This is a genomic window from Lacinutrix undariae (genome assembly GCF_052934785.1).
In genome coordinates, this window is record NZ_CM128809.1 from 2,837,373 (window position 1) to 2,855,087 (window position 17,715).

Annotated in this window: 16 protein-coding genes; 11 read left to right on the forward strand and 5 right to left on the reverse strand. The window is 31.6% G+C overall.

The features are described from left to right. The first annotated feature begins 69 nt into the window (after positions 1–69). Positions 70–1,584 carry a DEAD/DEAH box helicase gene (locus ACU4C5_RS12690; protein ID WP_446844581.1) on the forward strand — a complete coding sequence of 505 codons (1,515 nt, stop codon included), beginning with the start codon at positions 70–72 and terminating at the stop codon, positions 1,582–1,584. A gap of 94 nt (positions 1,585–1,678) precedes the next feature. Then, positions 1,679–2,380, forward strand: coding sequence for a hypothetical protein (locus ACU4C5_RS12695; protein ID WP_446844582.1), 702 nt, complete (start codon positions 1,679–1,681; stop codon positions 2,378–2,380). Between the two features lie 4 nt (positions 2,381–2,384). Here the strand turns inward: ACU4C5_RS12695 and bamG are convergent, their stop codons facing one another. Further along, complete coding sequence (gene bamG / locus ACU4C5_RS12700; protein WP_446844583.1) at positions 2,385–3,620, reverse strand: BamG family beta-barrel-assembly machinery protein; 1,236 nt, start codon at positions 3,618–3,620, stop codon at positions 2,385–2,387. Beyond that, on the reverse strand, positions 3,610–4,917 hold the full coding sequence (locus ACU4C5_RS12705; RefSeq protein ID WP_446844584.1) for a DUF4270 family protein: 1,308 nt from the start codon (positions 4,915–4,917) through the stop codon (positions 3,610–3,612). The genes bamG and ACU4C5_RS12705 overlap by 11 nt, the downstream gene beginning before the upstream one ends. Before the next feature lie 226 nt (positions 4,918–5,143). Here ACU4C5_RS12705 and ACU4C5_RS12710 point away from each other — a divergent pair, with 226 nt between their 5' ends. The 6 genes from ACU4C5_RS12710 (at position 5,144) to ACU4C5_RS12735 (ending at position 10,047) form a co-directional block, all read left to right on the forward strand. After that, positions 5,144–6,010, forward strand: a complete 867-nt coding sequence (locus ACU4C5_RS12710) for a hypothetical protein (protein WP_446844585.1) — start codon at positions 5,144–5,146, stop codon at positions 6,008–6,010. Positions 6,011–6,016: 6 nt separating this feature from the next. Further along, positions 6,017–7,006, forward strand: a complete 990-nt coding sequence (locus tag ACU4C5_RS12715) for a Kelch repeat-containing protein (protein ID WP_446844586.1) — start codon at positions 6,017–6,019, stop codon at positions 7,004–7,006. A gap of 233 nt (positions 7,007–7,239) precedes the next feature. Next, entirely contained in the window at positions 7,240–7,590 is a 351-nt protein-coding gene (locus ACU4C5_RS12720) for a DUF4907 domain-containing protein (protein ID WP_446844587.1), read from the forward strand. Positions 7,591–7,631: 41 nt separating this feature from the next. Then, a complete protein-coding gene (locus tag ACU4C5_RS12725; protein WP_446844588.1) occupies positions 7,632–8,633 on the forward strand; it encodes a sensor histidine kinase in 1,002 nt (333 codons plus the stop codon). Position 8,634: 1 nt separating this feature from the next. Further along, positions 8,635–9,363: a LytR/AlgR family response regulator transcription factor gene (locus tag ACU4C5_RS12730; protein ID WP_446844589.1), complete on the forward strand. Its 729-nt coding sequence runs from the start codon at positions 8,635–8,637 to the stop codon at positions 9,361–9,363. 225 nt (positions 9,364–9,588) lie between these two features. Then, on the forward strand, positions 9,589–10,047 hold the full coding sequence (locus tag ACU4C5_RS12735; RefSeq protein WP_446844590.1) for a cold-shock protein: 459 nt from the start codon (positions 9,589–9,591) through the stop codon (positions 10,045–10,047). A gap of 1 nt (position 10,048) precedes the next feature. Here ACU4C5_RS12735 and ACU4C5_RS12740 read toward each other — a convergent pair whose 3' ends face one another. From ACU4C5_RS12740 to ACU4C5_RS12750, 3 genes are all read right to left on the reverse strand, one after another. Next, positions 10,049–10,633, reverse strand: coding sequence for a pseudouridine synthase (locus ACU4C5_RS12740; protein ID WP_446844591.1), 585 nt, complete (start codon positions 10,631–10,633; stop codon positions 10,049–10,051). Further along, a complete protein-coding gene (locus ACU4C5_RS12745) occupies positions 10,620–12,911 on the reverse strand; it encodes a type IA DNA topoisomerase (protein ID WP_446844592.1) in 2,292 nt (763 codons plus the stop codon). The genes ACU4C5_RS12740 and ACU4C5_RS12745 overlap by 14 nt, the downstream gene beginning before the upstream one ends. Before the next feature lie 199 nt (positions 12,912–13,110). Further along, the gene (locus ACU4C5_RS12750; RefSeq protein WP_446844593.1) at positions 13,111–13,920 is read right to left on the reverse strand and encodes a DUF1853 family protein; all 810 of its coding nucleotides are present in this window, start codon (positions 13,918–13,920) and stop codon (positions 13,111–13,113) included. A 97-nt stretch (positions 13,921–14,017) separates the two neighbouring features. On the opposite strand from ACU4C5_RS12750, the gene ACU4C5_RS12755 reads away from it, so the two are divergent. Genes ACU4C5_RS12755 through ACU4C5_RS12765 form a run of 3 tightly spaced genes read left to right on the forward strand, consistent with a single transcriptional unit; the run spans position 14,018 to position 17,714 of the window. Then, positions 14,018–15,136, forward strand: coding sequence for a DEAD/DEAH box helicase (locus ACU4C5_RS12755; protein ID WP_446844594.1), 1,119 nt, complete (start codon positions 14,018–14,020; stop codon positions 15,134–15,136). A 59-nt stretch (positions 15,137–15,195) separates the two neighbouring features. After that, complete coding sequence (locus tag ACU4C5_RS12760) at positions 15,196–16,752, forward strand: DEAD/DEAH box helicase (RefSeq protein ID WP_446844595.1); 1,557 nt, start codon at positions 15,196–15,198, stop codon at positions 16,750–16,752. A gap of 32 nt (positions 16,753–16,784) precedes the next feature. Further along, complete coding sequence (locus ACU4C5_RS12765) at positions 16,785–17,714, forward strand: EamA family transporter (RefSeq protein ID WP_446844596.1); 930 nt, start codon at positions 16,785–16,787, stop codon at positions 17,712–17,714. Position 17,715 lies beyond the last annotated feature (1 nt).

The following is a 17,715-nucleotide window of genomic DNA, read 5'->3' on the forward strand; positions in this document are numbered from 1 at the left end:
TAAAAAACACTTAGCTAAACGTCTATAAAACCCTAAATTTGCACGAATTTTCTATGCAGGAGTATTTTTATGACCAAAATCACACAAATCACAGAGGAACAAGATAATAAGAAACATTTATACGATTTTCAGGAAGCTGATCTTAATCGCATATTTGATGTTTTACAAAATAACTCACAAAACTACAATCTTCTTTATCAGCTACCTACGGGAGGAGGGAAGACCGTTATTTTTTCTGAAATTGTAAGGCGTTACATACAGAATTACAACAAAAAAGTAGTGATTCTTACACACAGAATTGAGCTTTGTAAACAAACTTCGGTGATGCTCTCTGGTTTTGATGTGAAAAACAAAGTGATTAATAGTAAGGTAAAAGAATTGCCAGATCAAGACCAATATATGTGTTTTGTGGCGATGGTTGAAACTTTAAATAATCGATTAAACGACGAGAAATTAAATCTTGAAGATATTGGGTTAGTTATTATTGATGAAGCGCATTATAATTCTTTTAGAAAACTTTTTAAATTCTTTGAAAACTGCTTTATTTTAGGAGTTACTGCAACGCCTTTAAGCTCGAATATAAAGTTGCCAATGAAAGATAATTACCAGCAACTTATTGTTGGTGATGACATACCTACATTGATAAAAAACGGTTTTTTAGCACAAGCTGAAACTTATAATTATGATGTAGAATTAAACACGTTAAAAATTGGAATTAACGGAGATTATACGGTAAAATCTTCCGAAAGCTTATATACAAATTCTTTAATGCAGAGTAAATTGGTTAATGCATACGAGGATTTCTCAAAAGGCAAAAAAACGCTGATTTTTAATAATGGTATTCACACGTCAAAAGAAGTTTATTATTCTTTTAAAAAAGCAGGTTATGATGTTCGTCATTTAGATAATACTAACACTAAACAAGAACGTAAGGAGATTTTAAAGTGGTTTAAAGAAACACCAGACAGTATTTTAACTTCGGTGAGTATTTTAACTACAGGTTTTGATGAACCTAGTGTGGAATCTGTAATTTTAAATAGAGCGACACGATCACTTACTTTATATTTTCAAATGATTGGACGTGGATCTCGTATTCTTGAAAACAAAAAAACGTTTCAGGTGATTGATTTGGGTAATAATTTTATTCGTTTTGGACCTTGGAACCAAACAATTGATTGGCAACATATCTTTAAAAGTCCGGAGTATTACTTAGAGAACATTAGAAATGACGAAGATATTGAACGTGATTTTGTATACATTATGCCAGATAAAATAAGAGCACATTTTAAGGCCGCAAAAAGTATTGATTACGATATAAAAGCTGAATATGAAAATGTGATACAAGAAGGTTTGAAATCTATTGTAGCTATTGAGCGTTCAATTGAGCAACATTCTAGAATGTGCATTGAAAACAGTGAAGATGTTTATGATGCTAGAGCACTTACAAAATTATTACAAGACGATATTTCATACCGAATTAAGCAGTATTCATATTGTATGATGAATAGTACTAAAAACTACAAAGAGTGGTTAATGGAAGAATATAATAGAAAATTACGACTCAGTTTTAATGGGAAATTTTAAAGCGTTATATTTAAATATCTTTTTAAAAAAAGCGTTAATTTAGATAATAGGTATAGTTTTTGTTTTTAATTCAGAAACTAAAAATAGTTTACAAATGACATATAGATTCGTATTCGCTTTCTTTTTTATAGCAACACTGCAATTATCTGCTCAAATAGATAATAGTAATGGTGGAGGAATTCTTATTCCTGCCATTGAAACTAAAGAAAAAGATTCATTACCTAAAGCTATACAAATTAAACCAAACCCTAGTAAGCCCTCATTAACACCTCAAAAAAGCATTAGTGGTATTCCGTTTAAAACAAAAGTGAAAATCACAGAACATAAGGAAGAGTTTTCTATGTTTGATGATAATAATCTTGTTAATCCTGGATCTATTTATGAAGATCGTTGGAAGAAAAAAGCGGTTGAACAAAAAATAAGACCTGAATACATGGAAGATGTGTTTTTAGGTGATTACAAAGTAAATACCGATATGGTAAATATTATGTGTAGAGATCACGGTTTGCCAGATGGTGACAATGTGAGAATCACAATAAACGACCAAGTTTACATCCCGTTACTAACATTAACGGGTAATTATAAATCATTTAACGTACCGTTAGAACCTGGTTTTAACCGCATAGAATTTTTAGCTTTAAACCAAGGAACATCTGGACCAAATACAGCGCAGTTTCAGGTTTATGATGACAGAGGGAATCTTGTGTCTTCAAAAAGCTGGAATCTTCTTACAGGTGTTAAAGCTACAATAATTGTTACCAAAGAAATTGAGACGATAACACCTAATGAAGAGTGAATTATTAGAGTTTGCGTTTTAAAAACCAAATACCTTCTAAGCTAAAGTTAAGCGATATTAAGTGGTAGTTTTCTTTTACATAGCCATTTGATACTTGTCCTTTTCCTCCGTAAGAATAGTTTACATTTAGCATTGAACTAGTTCCTCTGCTTAACGGTAACCCTAACCCTAAGTTAAAAGCATAATTATTAATACGTTTATCTGCAATTAATAAGTTTCCGTTGTCATAGTTAAAACCAGCTCTATAGCGAATAGTGTTTTTGTATTTATAGTCGCTTTTCTCGCTAAAATATTCTAAACCTACACCTAAAGCGTCTTTGTCTACATAATCTCCAAAGTAATCAGATTGATTTGTATTGTCCCAAAAACTCTTTTTATAATCTACATTTAAAGATAAGCCTTTGTAAACAGTGCTTTTAAATCCAAGGCCAATTTCTAACGGCATTTTAAAATCATCAACATCTTGCTCATCTACAATATCATCTTCATAAAGTTGAGAAATGGTTTGCGTCTGACTTCCTTTTAAAACTGTAGGTAAATTTATCACACCACCAACAGATAATTTACTTGAAGGTTCATATTGAAATCCTAAGCCTAAACGCGCTCCAGAGTAATTGTTTTCGTCTTCAACTTGAAGCACATTTCCTGCTAAATAATTAATTTCAGTTTGAGTAATTTGCCCAAATAAATAGGTTCCAGTTGCACCAACACGTAATTTATCACTTATTGCATACCCGTAATTTACAGTTAAATCATTTAACCCTCCAGTTCCATAAACATCACTATAAAAAGTACTTGTTGAACCTTCTATTTCGGTTTCAATACCAGAAATATTATAACCAACATCAGTATAAGGAGATAAGCTTACACCCACTCCCGAAGATGGTGTAATTGAAAAAGCAAAAGCTAAATTAGAAAAATTAGCCGTGTAGTTTACCGTCTCACCATTATGATCACTAAAAGTTTCGGCGCCACCTTTTATACCTAAATCGAAGAAAAAAGAAGTTCCTCCAATAGTCGCATAAGATGCCGGATTTAAACTGTTTAATTCCTCTTCAGAGTTTATAGCAAAACCAAATTTCCCTAAAGTATTTATTTTACCTGTTGTTGTTTGATTAACAGTTCCTAATCCATATAATGAATAAGGAGAGCTTGGTGTACCGCCATTTTCTTGAGCAAATGCAGTAAAACCTAAAGTTGTTAAGCAAAAAACGGCTATTTTAGTTATGTTATTCTTCATCGTAAACGGCATAAGTTAATTCTAATTTAAGTTTAATTTCATCATCTTCATCTTCACTATTTATTATATATCTATCTACCGAATCATTAAGGCCTTGTCCATAAATTGCTAAAAATAAGTTCTCTCTATTCGTGTCTGTTAATTTTAAATCTAAAAACAGTTTTATAGGAATATTGTAATTAACTGTGGTGAATTCGCCATTATCTTCATTGCTAATTTCACCATAAGCGGTTGATGTATCATATTGAAATAAATCCATTAAAATTTCAGATTTCTGATCAATAATAAACACACCTAAAGAATCTCGTGTACTTAAATTATCGTTATAAGAATTCTGCTTTAAGGTTAATGATAAGTTAGCACCTGTAATGGTTCCTTCTCCAGGAATTCTTCCTATAGTTTCAAGGTAGGGGATATCTAAACGCGTTACAATTCCTGTTCCCCCTTGAATAAAGGTATTGTTTCCAGTGTTTGAACTTTGGATATAGCTTTCCTGATCTACAATATCTTCTAAGTAAGTTCCTGTTTTATCACTTGTTATATTATGAAAACTATTACTGGTGTCAAATGAAATATCGTAAGTATATTCAATATTATCAGAACCATCAGGAATGGTGTAATAAATACGGAAATAACTCGTTTTTAAGAAGCCTAAAATAGCGGTATTAGTTTCAGAAGGTTCAACAACAAATCCTTTATACTCGTTTAGCATTTCATCAAAACTACTGAATTCATTATCCTGAATTTCATCAAAAAGTGTTTGTCCAAAATCATTACTCATTTTAATCTCTAATGAATCTTCTTTTATTGGTTTTGGATAAAAAGAAAGACTTCCAAGGGATGTAGGGTTTTTCTCAAAATCTGTCGTATTATAATATACCGAATTATCATCTGGACGAATAGTTTGCGTTACACGATACACATTTAGCTCCTGTATTGCGGTTGTATCATTATAAAAATAATTATCGTAATTCAATATCATTGCAATCGAATCAAAATTCGCATCATTATCAATATCTGCGGTAGTATATCCAAAATGTGCGTACAAATTACTTTTAGTAAGACCCAAAACAGGATCGGTATAAGCACCTAACAATAATCTGTTTGTTTCAGATACCGATAATGAATCATATTGAAATGTAGACGTCGCTACAGTAAGCGTATCTATATAATATACTCTAGTGTTACTAGTCACCATATCTTCTCCTACAGTTGTATCAATATCACTACTACATGATATCATGCTACAACATATTATGGTTAGTAAAACCAAAACTTGAATTGCTATTTTTTTCATCTATCTCTTATTAATTATGCGAACCTAAAATATAGGAGTGAGGTAAAAAAAATAGATATACAAACAGGATTATTTAACAGTTGAATGCGCCAATTTTACAGATAAAACCAATACAGTGTATTCATCTACGAAATCGCGCTATTGGTATAGAGATTTCTATGGAACATCTACTATCTTTTTTTATAGCGAATCTTAAAAATAGATTTGTATCATAATTACTCCCAAAATGAATAAAAAAATAGCGACAATATTAATGTTATCTGTAGGTCTTTGCGGTTACGCTCAGCAAAACAAAAGCGTTGCCGAGTTTAACTACAAGCTTACCCCAGCTGGCACAGATGATATTTCATTGCAAAACACCAATATTTATATAGAGGTTCCAACCAATGTTGGTACAGGTGTTATGACGCATTCATTTAATGGTGATTATAATTTATATGATTACACAGCTGCTCAATATTTTAATACTGAAAGTTTAAACAGTTTTTACAATCTTAAGTATCAATTAGAATATAAATATCCGCTTACAAGTTCTTTTAATATACACGCACAAGCAAATGTAGCTATAATGTCAATCTTAAATAAAAGCCTCTCTAGTAACGATTTGTTTTTTGGAGGTGGATTATATATTTCAAAAAATTATTCGTTGGGAGATAAACCTTCTGTTTTAAAATTAGGAATTAGTTATAGTGCCATTACTGGCGAACCTACTTATTTGCCAATCATTAGCTACGAAAAGATAGTTAGTGATCGTTTTTCGTATAAAATAGGATTCCCAGAGACAGAAATTACTTACGGGCTTTCAGAAATGTCGCAAGTAAAATTAAATCTTGAAACAAATGGATATTACGCCAATTTAAGCCAACCGCTTTATGTAAGTGTAAATGATGTTGCTGAAAAGGCAAAAATTTCATCTACAACTTTAGGACTACAATATAATTACAAGATGGATAAATCTTGGAGTATAAAATTATGTGCAGAATACGCACTTAAAAATAGTTACAAACTTGAAAACAATAACAATACGGTTTACGATTTTGACGTCGCTACCAAACCAACGTTTTCTACAGGAATAATTTATAATTTAAAATAATTAACAATGAAAATGATCAAATTAAATACTACAATACTTATAGGGGCTTCGCTTTTAGCAGCATTAAATTTTAGTTGTTCTTCAGACGATGATGAAGATAGAGGAAACTGGGTAGAACGTTCTGTTTTTGATGGCGTACCAAGAAGTAGCGCTGCAGGATTTACAATTATCAATAAAGGTTACATGGGAACTGGATATGATGGTGATGATTATTTAACAGATTTCTGGGAATACGATTTTGATGGTGATTTCTGGTCACAAAAACAAGATTTTCCTGGAACAGCAAGAAGTAGTGCTGCAGCATTTGCAACAGATACTAAAGGTTATGTTGGTGTTGGTTATGATGGTGATAACGAATTGCAAGATTTTTACGAATTTGACACTACTACAGGATGGACAGCAATCGCAGATTATGGCGGTGGAGTAAGACGTTCATCTGTATCTTTTGGAACTAATAACTTAGGTTATGTAGGAACTGGATATGATGGAGATAATGATAAAAAAGATTTCTGGAGATACAACCCGGCAACAGATGAGTGGACTGAATTAATTGGATTTGGAGGAGATAAAAGACGTGATGCAGTTGCTTTTAATATTAACGATAAAGTTTACTTAGGTACCGGTTCTAGTAACGGATTATACAAAGAAGATTTTTGGGAATTTGACACAGCAACAGAATCTTGGACACGTTTAACAGATTTAGATGACGATGATGATTACGATATTGTAAGATCAAACGCTGTAGCTTTTAGTATAAATGGATTAGGATACATTACAACAGGTTACAATTACTCAGCAATATCAACAACTTGGGAATATGACCCATCAAATGATGATTGGGAAGAAATTACGGCACTTGAAGGAACATCAAGACAAGATGCAACAAGTTTTTATAATGAAAGCAGAGCATTTGTAGCCGCAGGTAGAAGCGGAAGTTTATACCTAGATGATAATTACGAGCTTTTCCCTCAACAGGATTATGATGATGAAGATTAGATAGTTTTTTATGATTGATTGGTTTTATAAGTCCCAACTGTATTTAAAATAGAGAAGGGAAATAGAGGCAGATTGGGGCTTATAAATAATCATAAAATAAATAAAAATTCTCCTTTTAAAGTTTATAAAAATAATTAGTAGTTTTTCTTTGACCTCACAATGGTATTCTATTTATGTAGTAGAGTAGGTAAGTAGTGATATCGTGAGGTCTTTTTTTTAATAATTTTACAATCATGAGGAAAAAAAAAACAGATTTAACTATCTTATTAATAGTGATACTTGGAGTTGTTGCCTATTTTTTTGTGCAAACTTCAAAAATTAAAAACGATTACACGGTTACTATAATTACAGTAAATGATGGCTACGGCTATACAATTTCATATCATGACAAACTGTTAATAAAACAAGAACAAATTCCAGCAATTCAAAACACTACAGCATTCTGCTCAAAAGAAGATGCTTTTACAATTGGAGAGCTTGTTAAAGCAAAGGTTATTCATAAAGAAAATCCTAAAATTACAACATCAGAACTAGAAGCTAATAATATTACACTAAATTGCAATATACCAGCAGAAAATAAATGAGTATAAGCAGATCTCTTTTTAATAAGAAAAACAAAAAAAAAATGGGCATTCATATCGCAATATGGACAGCCTATTTATCTGTGAGTATCTTACAGATCTATTTTGAAAGAGGAACTATTCCTACTTTTTTAATAGCTATCATGCTTAGTAATATCATTATATTCTATATTAATTATCTATATCTTGTCCCTAAATTATTACTCAATAAAAAATTAAAAATCTACGTATTATTTATATTAATTATAATTATAGTACCAACTATTATTTTTGATATTTTTATTGAACGCCCACAGCATTTACAATTAATGAATAAAATAAATTTCATTAATAAGAACTCACCGTCTTTTGGAAGATTTAGGCACATGTTTCCATTTTTAATAAATACAACTATTGTTATTATTGGAACATCAATTAGAATATATTCTGAATGGATAAAAAATGAAAATAACAAGAAAACTATAGAGATTGAAAAATCGCATGCCGAATTACATTTCTTAAAAAATCAATTAAATCCACATTTTTTATTCAATTCTTTAAATAGTATTTACGCACTTACAACCAAAAAATCTAATGACGCTCCAGAGGCAGTTATTACACTTTCTGAATTAATGCGCTACATGTTATATCAAACAGATAATGAATATGTATTATTAAAAGATGAGCTTGAGTATATTCAAAATTTTCTTAAACTACAACGCTTACGAATAGCAAATAACGAGAATGTAACTATTAATATTTTTGGCACTATAACGCATCAAAAAATTAAACCACTTTTATTGATTTCGTTTATAGAAAATGCGTTTAAATACGGTACAGACTTCAAGGGAAATACCGAGGTTAAAATAGAAATTCATGTTAAGGAGCATGAACTACATTTTTCATGTACAAACCTTATTGGAAATAGAGGAAAAGATTACGAAAACTCAGGCATAGGATTGCAAAATACGCAAGAACGTTTAAATCTATTATATCCAAAAAATCACCAATTAAAAGTTACAGAAACTAAAGAGAAATTCAATATTAACCTTATTTTAAAATTATAATATGATGAAATGCGTAATCATAGATGACGAACCATTAGCAATTGATGTTATAGAATCTTATCTAGAAAAAATAGGTGGTATTGAAATTGTTGCAACTTGCACAAATCCCCTTGAAGCCATTACTTTACTTAATAAAAACAATGTAGACCTCGTGTTTTTAGATATTGAAATGCCCAACTTAAGCGGTATAGATTTAGTGAAATCAATTACTAATATTCCTCAATTTATTTTCACAACTGCATATCCACAATATGCTTTGGAAGGCTTTAATCTTAACGCAACAGATTATCTAGTCAAACCAATTCCTTTTCATAGATTTATTACTGCGGTATCTCGTGCGAAAGAAAAATTTCAATTAGAAAACACAACTAATTGTAACGTATCCTCTGCTGGACCTACAAATATTAGGGAAGAGGATAAGTTTATTTTTGTAAAATCGGAGTACGAAAACATAAAAATTGATATTGATAATATAAAATATATTCAAGGATTAAAAGATTATTTAAAAATTTACGACACCAAATCTAACAAAGCTATTATTACACTTTCTAGCTTTAAAGATATTTTAAGTAAACTCCCAGAAAATCAGTTTATTAGAATTCACCGTTCTTTTGTTGTAAATATCACACATATCAGAGCTTTACAGAAAACTAAAGTTGTGATTGATGATATTAGAATTCCTATTGGTGAAACTTATAAAGCAGACGTTTTAAGTCGTTTAGGTGTGTAAAACATGATAAATATGTGCTATTTATAAGTTAACAGCAAAAATATAATCTGTACGCTAATTGCGATATTCAAAACTATGGCTTATATTTGTGTATCTTATCAGAAATTATCTGAAAGATGCATTGCAATCACAAAAGTGATTTTTGGATCATCAATAGTTACACATTGTCTTCCCAATATTTTTTTGGATTGCAGAAAATCTAATTAAAAACATTTAAAACAAAGAATGGCTAAGTCTCAACAGACCTTTAACAAAATTGAAAAAGAAAAAGCACGTGCTAAGAAACGTGAAGACAAACTAAAGAAAAAGAACGCTCGTAAAGCTGAAGCGAAAGAAGTTGGAGCCCAAGGGATTCAATTTGCTTATGTAGATGCTTACGGAAACTTAACTGATACGCCTCCTAATCCTGAGGACAAAATCAAAGTAGAAGCTGAAAACATCGTTTTAGGTATTCCTAAAAAAGAAGAAGGTGATGAAGAAGAATTCGATCCAATCCGTAAAGGAAAAGTATCATTCTTTGACTCTTCAAAAGGTTTTGGTTTTATTATTGATGCTGAGGATAGTGAAAAATACTTCTGTCACGTTAGTGGTTTAATTGATGAAATCGCAGAAAACGACAAAGTAGAATTTGAGCTAGAAAAAGGACAACGTGGTATGAATGCAGTACGTGTAAAACGTGTGTAATTTATAATAAATTATCCATTTCCTTAACAGTTCCAGGGAGTAATCCATCTAAAGTTATAGTACCAACTCTTACTCTTACCAAGCGTAAGGTTGGGAAACCAACTGCAGAGGTCATTTTACGAACTTGACGAAATTTCCCTTCATTTATTATAACAGAAATCCAAGAGGTTGGTCCGTGGCGATCATCTCTTATTTTTTGTTCTGTAGCAGGTAATTCGGGTGTTTTTAACAGCGTAACTTTACAAGGTAAAGTATCATACTTTATTCCTTTAAAACCTATTTCAACACCTTTTTTAAGCCTCTCAATTGCAGCTTCTGTAATTGCGCCGTCTAGCTGTGCATAGTATTCTTTATCTACTTTCCGGCTACAAATATCATAACTTACCTGTCCATCTGTAGTTAGCAATAACAACCCTTCAGAGTTTTTATCTAACCTACCAATAGCCATTGTGTTTTCAGCAAAAGCATAAAGCTCACCTAAGAATTTTTTCTTCTGTTCATGTTTCGCGTTACTTTGAAACTGACTCAAATACCCGTAAGGTTTATAGAGTTTATAATGTTTTTGAGCTGTTTTAGATGCTTCCATTTAATATTTTAAAAACCAATTCTTTAGTTAATTTCTCTCCGTTAGATTTTTCCTTAATATCATCAAACGAAAATCTAAAATCACAACCATCCTTATATGCCGAACATCCATAAGCCGTTTTACCACGCATAATGGTTCCTTTTTTACATTTTGGACAAGTTAACGTATCTGGAATTTCTTTTTTAGCAACTTTTTTGGGTTCTAAAATCAATTCAAATTGCTCATTAAATCGTAACAATCCTTCAACAGTTTCGTTGTCTTTCTTAAAGCCTTTTAAATTTACTGTCGATCCTTTTTGCAGTAAACGTATAAATTGTTTTTCTGAAATCTTTTTATCGTAAATACTGAACGGTAAACGGAATTTACAACCTGCCTTATAAGCCGAACAACCATAAGCAGTTTTTCCTTTTATAATTGTTCCTTTTTTACATTGCGGACACGCTTCTGAAGCAATACCAACGGTTTTCTTTTTCACCACTTTTGCAGCACGTTCTTCAACTACTGCAGCTTGCGAAATATTGGCGCGTTTAGATTCGCTTCTCACTTCATAAACCAATTGATCAACCATACGCTTCATGTTTGCAATAAACAAACTTGCGCTATAGGTGCCTTTTTCAATATCTTTTAATTGTTTTTCCCACAAACCAGTAAGTTCAGCAGATTTCAACATTTCATTCTGAATTGTATCAATAAGCGCAACTCCTGTTACGGTAGGTAAAATCTGTTTTTTATTTCGTTTTATATACTGACGCTTAAAAAGCGTTTCAATAATATTTGCACGTGTAGAAGGTCGGCCAATACCATTGTCTTTCATCAACTCACGCATTTCATCATCATCAACCTGCTTTCCTGCGGTTTCCATAGCTCGTAACAATGAGGCTTCTGTAAATTGATTTGGCGGTTTGGTTTGTTTTTCTAAAAATGAAGGTTGATGTGGTCCTTTTTCACCTTTCTCGAAAGTGGGTAAAATTCCTGATTCTTTTTCCGGTTTTCCTGGAATTTCAAAAACGACACGCCATCCTTTTTTCAGAATTTCTTTTCCTGTAGTTTTAAAATTCACGTCGGCAGCTTTACCAATAACCGTGGTGTTTGACACCGAACAATCATCATAAAACACAGCTATAAAACGCTTTGTAATAATATCGTAAACCTGTTGCTGATTATATTGCAAGTTAGATTGCATTCCTGTTGGAATAATCGCATGATGATCGGTTACTTTTTTATCGTTAAATACTTTTGCCGATTTTTTAATTTTCTTTCCTAAAAGCGGCGTTGTTAAAGTTGAATAATTTGTTAGTTTTTGAAGTATTCCAGACACTTTAGGATATACATCGTTTGGTAAAAATGTAGTATCAACTCTAGGATACGTCACCACTTTCATTTCATATAACTTCTGAACAAGTTTTAAAGTTTCATCGGCTGTAAAACCAAATTTCGTATTACAATAAACCTGTAAACCTGTTAAATCAAATAGTTTAGGTGCGTATTCTGTACCTTTCTTTTTGGTGATTGAGACAATTTCAAAATCATCCTCTTTTACTTTATTTGCTAAAACTTCACCATCTTCCATTTTGGTAAATCTACCTTCTTCGTAAGCAAATAAAGTATCTCTATATAATGTTTGAAGTTCCCAATAAGGTTGGGGCTTAAAATTTTCAATCTCTTTAAAACGATTTACAACCATAGCTAGAGTAGGAGTTTGCACACGTCCTACAGATAACACTTGTTTGTAACCACCGTGTTTTACGGTGTATAATCGTGTGGCATTCATTCCTAATAACCAGTCACCAATTGCTCTTGAAAATCCTGCATAATATAGATTATCGTAATTTTCAGAAGGTTTTAAACTTTCAAAACCTTCTTTTATGGCTTCGGTAGTTAATGAAGAAATCCATAAACGTTCAACTTTACCTTTATAATTTGCTTGATCTAAAACCCAACGCTGAATTAATTCTCCTTCTTGACCCGCATCCCCGCAATTAATTACAAGTTCGGCACTATCAAATAAACGTTTTACGATATTAAACTGCTTTTGTATCCCCGAATTGCTAACAACTTTAGTTTTAAATTTCTCAGGAAGCATAGGTAAGTTGTTCAAATCCCAACTTTTCCAATGCGGCTTATAATCGTTAGGTTCCATAAGTGTACACAAATGCCCAAAAGTATAAGTTACCGCATAACCATTACCTTCGTAATAGCCGTCATGCTTTGTATTTGCTCCAAGAACAGTTGCAATTTCTCGTGCAACACTAGGTTTTTCTGCGATACAGACTTTCAATATTTTGTGTGTTTTTTGTGAATGAATTGAGCTTGCAAAATAGTAATTTCGAATCGGTTATTGTAAAGGTTTTTGCAGGAGTTATTAACCAATTTTAATTAGCGAGAAAAACAGGAAAGACTCAATGTTATATTTCTTTGTTTTTTCTGAAATTTTTATTGAAACACCTGTAGATTTTTTACGAGTTAAATATAGTAAATCACCACCAAACAACAAAGCATTTTTCGGTTTCACCATTAGGGTATTTCACCCAGCATAATGGCGCTATTTCCTCATCTAATAATCTGTTTATTTCTGTTGAAATTTGCTCAAATATTTTCCAATGTATTTGTGTTTCAATAGCTAATAACCAATCTACTTTCTCCGGGATAAAAAACTTACACTCAGATAATGTTTCAAACTCATTTCTATTTATATACATGCCAACAATACATGCTGAATTTACTTGTTTTAATATAATATTTCTTTTTGAAATTGGCACAAAAAGTTGCGCTTTAAAATAGACTTGCTGCACAAAATCTTTTGGCAATAAATTAAACCTCGTTAAAGCCGTTTCACATAGAGAAGTATAGAGTAGTGGAAGCTGTTTTTGAGTTAGTTTTTCTAATTTTTGAGTAAAACTATCTTTTCTGTTTGGTCCAATCCAATGGTCAATTTCTGTAGCTCCAACCGTGTCATCGTAAAGGTAGAATTTATAAACAATCTCTAAATGAATGGGTTGATTCTTGTAAATAATAAGTCCGTCTAATTCTCCAACGGTTCGTTTTCCATCTTGAATTTGCAAGCTTTCCGAAAGTATTTCTAGACCTTCAATAGTGCTTAATTCCTCAAAAACAAAACGTTCGGCTAATTTTCCTAATCGTAAATATTTATCAATAGATTGTGAGAATTGTTTGCGTTGTATTTCTGGTAATTGAAATTGTTGCAAACCCATAATTTTGTTGTCTTCCCACAAGAAATGTGTGTTACAAAACCCAGAATAGCATAAATTAAGACGTTTGAAATTCATTTTTAGTATAAAAACCCGAAATTACGAATAACTTTTGGGTTTTTAATTCTGAAAACATCAGTAATATCAATACCTTTGCAAACTAATCCAACCGACAATGTCCACATTTTTAGATTTAGGAGTTCAACAATCATTTGTAAAAGGTTTAAAAGAACTTGGTATTAAATCACCCACAGAAATTCAGGAAGCTACAATTCCTGTATTATTAAAAGCGCCAACAGATTTTATTGGTTTAGCGCAAACAGGTACTGGAAAAACAGCAGCCTTTGGGTTACCTGTTTTACAACAGATTGATACTAAAAAAGATCATATACAGGCACTTATTTTAGCGCCAACACGTGAACTTGTACAACAAATACAAAAGCAACTTTTTAAATTCACAAAATATAGTGATGCTAAAATTTTTGCAGAAGGTATTTATGGTGGTGAAAAAATGGACATTCAAATTAAACGTTTACAACGTACTACACACATTATTGTAGCTACTCCAGGACGTTTATTAGATTTGGTTGAACGTGGGAATCTTGATATAAAAAACATTAAAACACTTATCATGGATGAAGCCGATGAGATGTTGAGTATGGGTTTTAAACAAGATTTAACCGAAATTTTAAAATTTACTTCAGGAAAAAGAAACACGTGGTTGTTTTCGGCAACAATGCCTGAAGAAATTCAGAAAATAGTAAAAACATACATGTCACCAGAGGCTATTAAAGTTGAAGTGAATAAGAATAGTTTAGTGAATGCAAATATTGCGCATCAATATACTGCAACAACTATAAAAGATAAATTAAATATCATTACTCGTATTTTAGACAAACGAGGTGAGGAGCGTGGTATTATTTTCTGCAGAACAAAAGCAGGAACAAAACAACTTACCGAAAGTCTTAAAAACGAAGGGTTCTCTGTAGAAGCTTTAGAAGGTGATATGCAACAAAAAGAACGCGATAAAGTAATGCGTGCTTTTAAAAATGAATCTTTACAATTTTTAGTATCTACAGATGTTTCTGCAAGAGGAATTGACGTAAATAATTTAGGATTTGTAATTCATCATCAATTACCAGAACAATTAGAATATTATACCCATAGAAGTGGACGTACAGCAAGAGCTGGAAAAACAGGGCAATCTATTGCGCTAATTATTCCAGGGGAAATGCAAAAAATCATCGAACTTCAAAAAGAATTAGGTATTACATTTAAGGAGGTTACTATGTAATTCTCCATTTAAAAACTAAATACAGCCTAAAACAATAAAACACCAATAAAATAGTATCAATGTCAGATCAAACTGTTTCAACAATAAAAAACAAAACCATAGAGAAAGATTTATATAGCTACCAAAAAAAAGCTATTGATAAAGTATTTAATAGTTTTGATGAAGCACCAGATGATTACCACTTATTATACCAACTACCAACAGGTGGAGGTAAAACGGTTATATTTTCGGAATTGGTAAGACAATATTTAAAAAATCACAATAAAAAAGTCGTGGTTTTAACTCACCGTATTGAGTTGTGTAAACAAACCTCTAAAATGCTTACTGAGTTTAATGTAACTAATAAAGTTATTGACAGTAAAGCGAATTTAGATGACCAAGATCAATACAGTTGTTATGTAGCGATGGTAGAAACGCTAAACAACAGATTGCAAGAAGATAAATTAGATATTTCTGATGTTGGTTTAGTTATTATTGATGAGGCGCATTACAATTCATTTACTAAATTATTTAAGTATTTTGAATCGTCATTTATATTAGGAGTTACAGCAACACCTTTAAGTTCTAACAAAGATTTACCTATGAAAGGTAACTACAATGAACTTATTACAGGTGAAACTATTGAGTCTTTAATTGAAAATGACTTTTTAGCTCGTGCTGAAACTTATGCTTACAATGTAGGATTAACAACACTTGAAATTGGTTCTAACGGAGATTATACCGTAAAATCTTCTGAAGATTTATACACCAATGCAGATATGCTTAAAAAGCTAATTTATGCTTATGAAGCACATTCAAAAAACAAGAAAACTTTAATTTTCAACAACGGTATTAATACATCGCTACACGTATATGATGCTTTTAAACGAGCAGGTTACGAAGTAGCGCATTTAGATAATACTGCAAATAAAAAACAACGTCAACAAATTTTAAAGTGGTTTAAAGAAACACCAAATGCTATTTTGTCTTCGGTAAGTATTTTAACCACAGGATTTGATGAACCTAGTGTGGAGACTATTATTCTTAATAGAGCTACAAAATCATTGGCTTTATATTACCAAATGGTAGGTCGTGGTTCTCGTATTTTTAAAGGAAAAGAGAAATTTAATATTATCGATTTAGGTAATAACCTTCACCGTTTTGGACCTTGGGGAGCAGATATTGATTGGCAAAAAATATTTAGTTCGCCAAATAATTATCTAGATAACATTGTAAATGATGAAGATTTAGAAAGCAACTTTAGATACGAAATGCCTGACAATGTTAGAGCTGAATTTGTAAAATCTGAAGATGTATATTTTGATATCAAACAAGCCTATATTGACTCTGTAAATAACGGAGAATCTTCAAAAGTACTTTTAGAGCGATCAATTGAGCATCATGCTAAAATATGTATTGAAAACAGTGAAGATGTTTACGATGCATTAGCATTAGTAAAATTATTAGATGACGATATTAATCACCGTTTAGAGCGTTACACACAGTGTATTAGCAATAGCACTTACAATTTTGTAAAATGGTTAAACGACGATTATCGCCAACGTTTACGTACATACTTACGTCATAATTTTGATGAAGTTTTTGAGCAAATCCACGGATTTCCACCTGAAGATTAATATTTAATACACCTTTTTTAGGTTGAACACATATGGGTAAGTCTAAAAGTACTACACTTATTATTTTAGCGTTTTTCTCAATTTATGTTATTTGGGGATCTACTTATTTATTAAACAAAGTTGCCGTTAGTCAGTTACCGCCATTTATGCTGGCTTCCATAAGATTTATATGTGCAAGTATTTTAATATTTGCAATAGGGAAGAGCTTAGGCATGTCCTTAAAAATTACCAAACGGCAATTTCTAAATACAGCTATTGCTGGATTTTTATTTTTAACAGTAGGTAATGGAGGCGTAGTTTGGGCTTTAAAATATGTAGATAGTGGTTTTGCTGCTTTAGAAATTTCTTCGCAACCGCTTGTCGTCTTAATTTTGATGCGTGTTTTACAAGGAAAAAAAATACAAACTATGTCGCTCGTTGGAGTTGCATTAGGAATTATAGGGATTTATTTACTAGTAAGTCAGCAGCTAATTATCACCAAAGAAGGCTCGATACTTGGAATGGTTGTCATTCTTATTTCTATGTCAAGTTGGGCATACAGTAGTCTCTTTGTTGCAAAATCTAATTTACCAAAAAACTTTTTCATCAATACAGGATATCAAATGATTTGTGGAGGAATCATGCTAGCTATTACAAGTTTAGCTTTTGGAGAAACATGGATTTCGCCAACAGAATGGCATACAGAGGTGCAAATCTCAATGGTATTATTAATTGTTTTTGGTGGAATTGTTGCTTTTACAGCTTTTAACTTTTTACTAAAATCAGTATCTCCAGAAAAAGTAGCTACATCAACTTATGTAAATCCAATTGTAGCCTTATTTTTAGGCTGGTATTTTTTAGAAGAACAAATTACCACGCAATCTATAATTGCCGCAGGTATATTACTCACAGGAGTTTACTTTATTAATACGAAAAAGAAACTCGTGCTATTTTCAAGATTTAGAAAGAACAACATCAATTAAA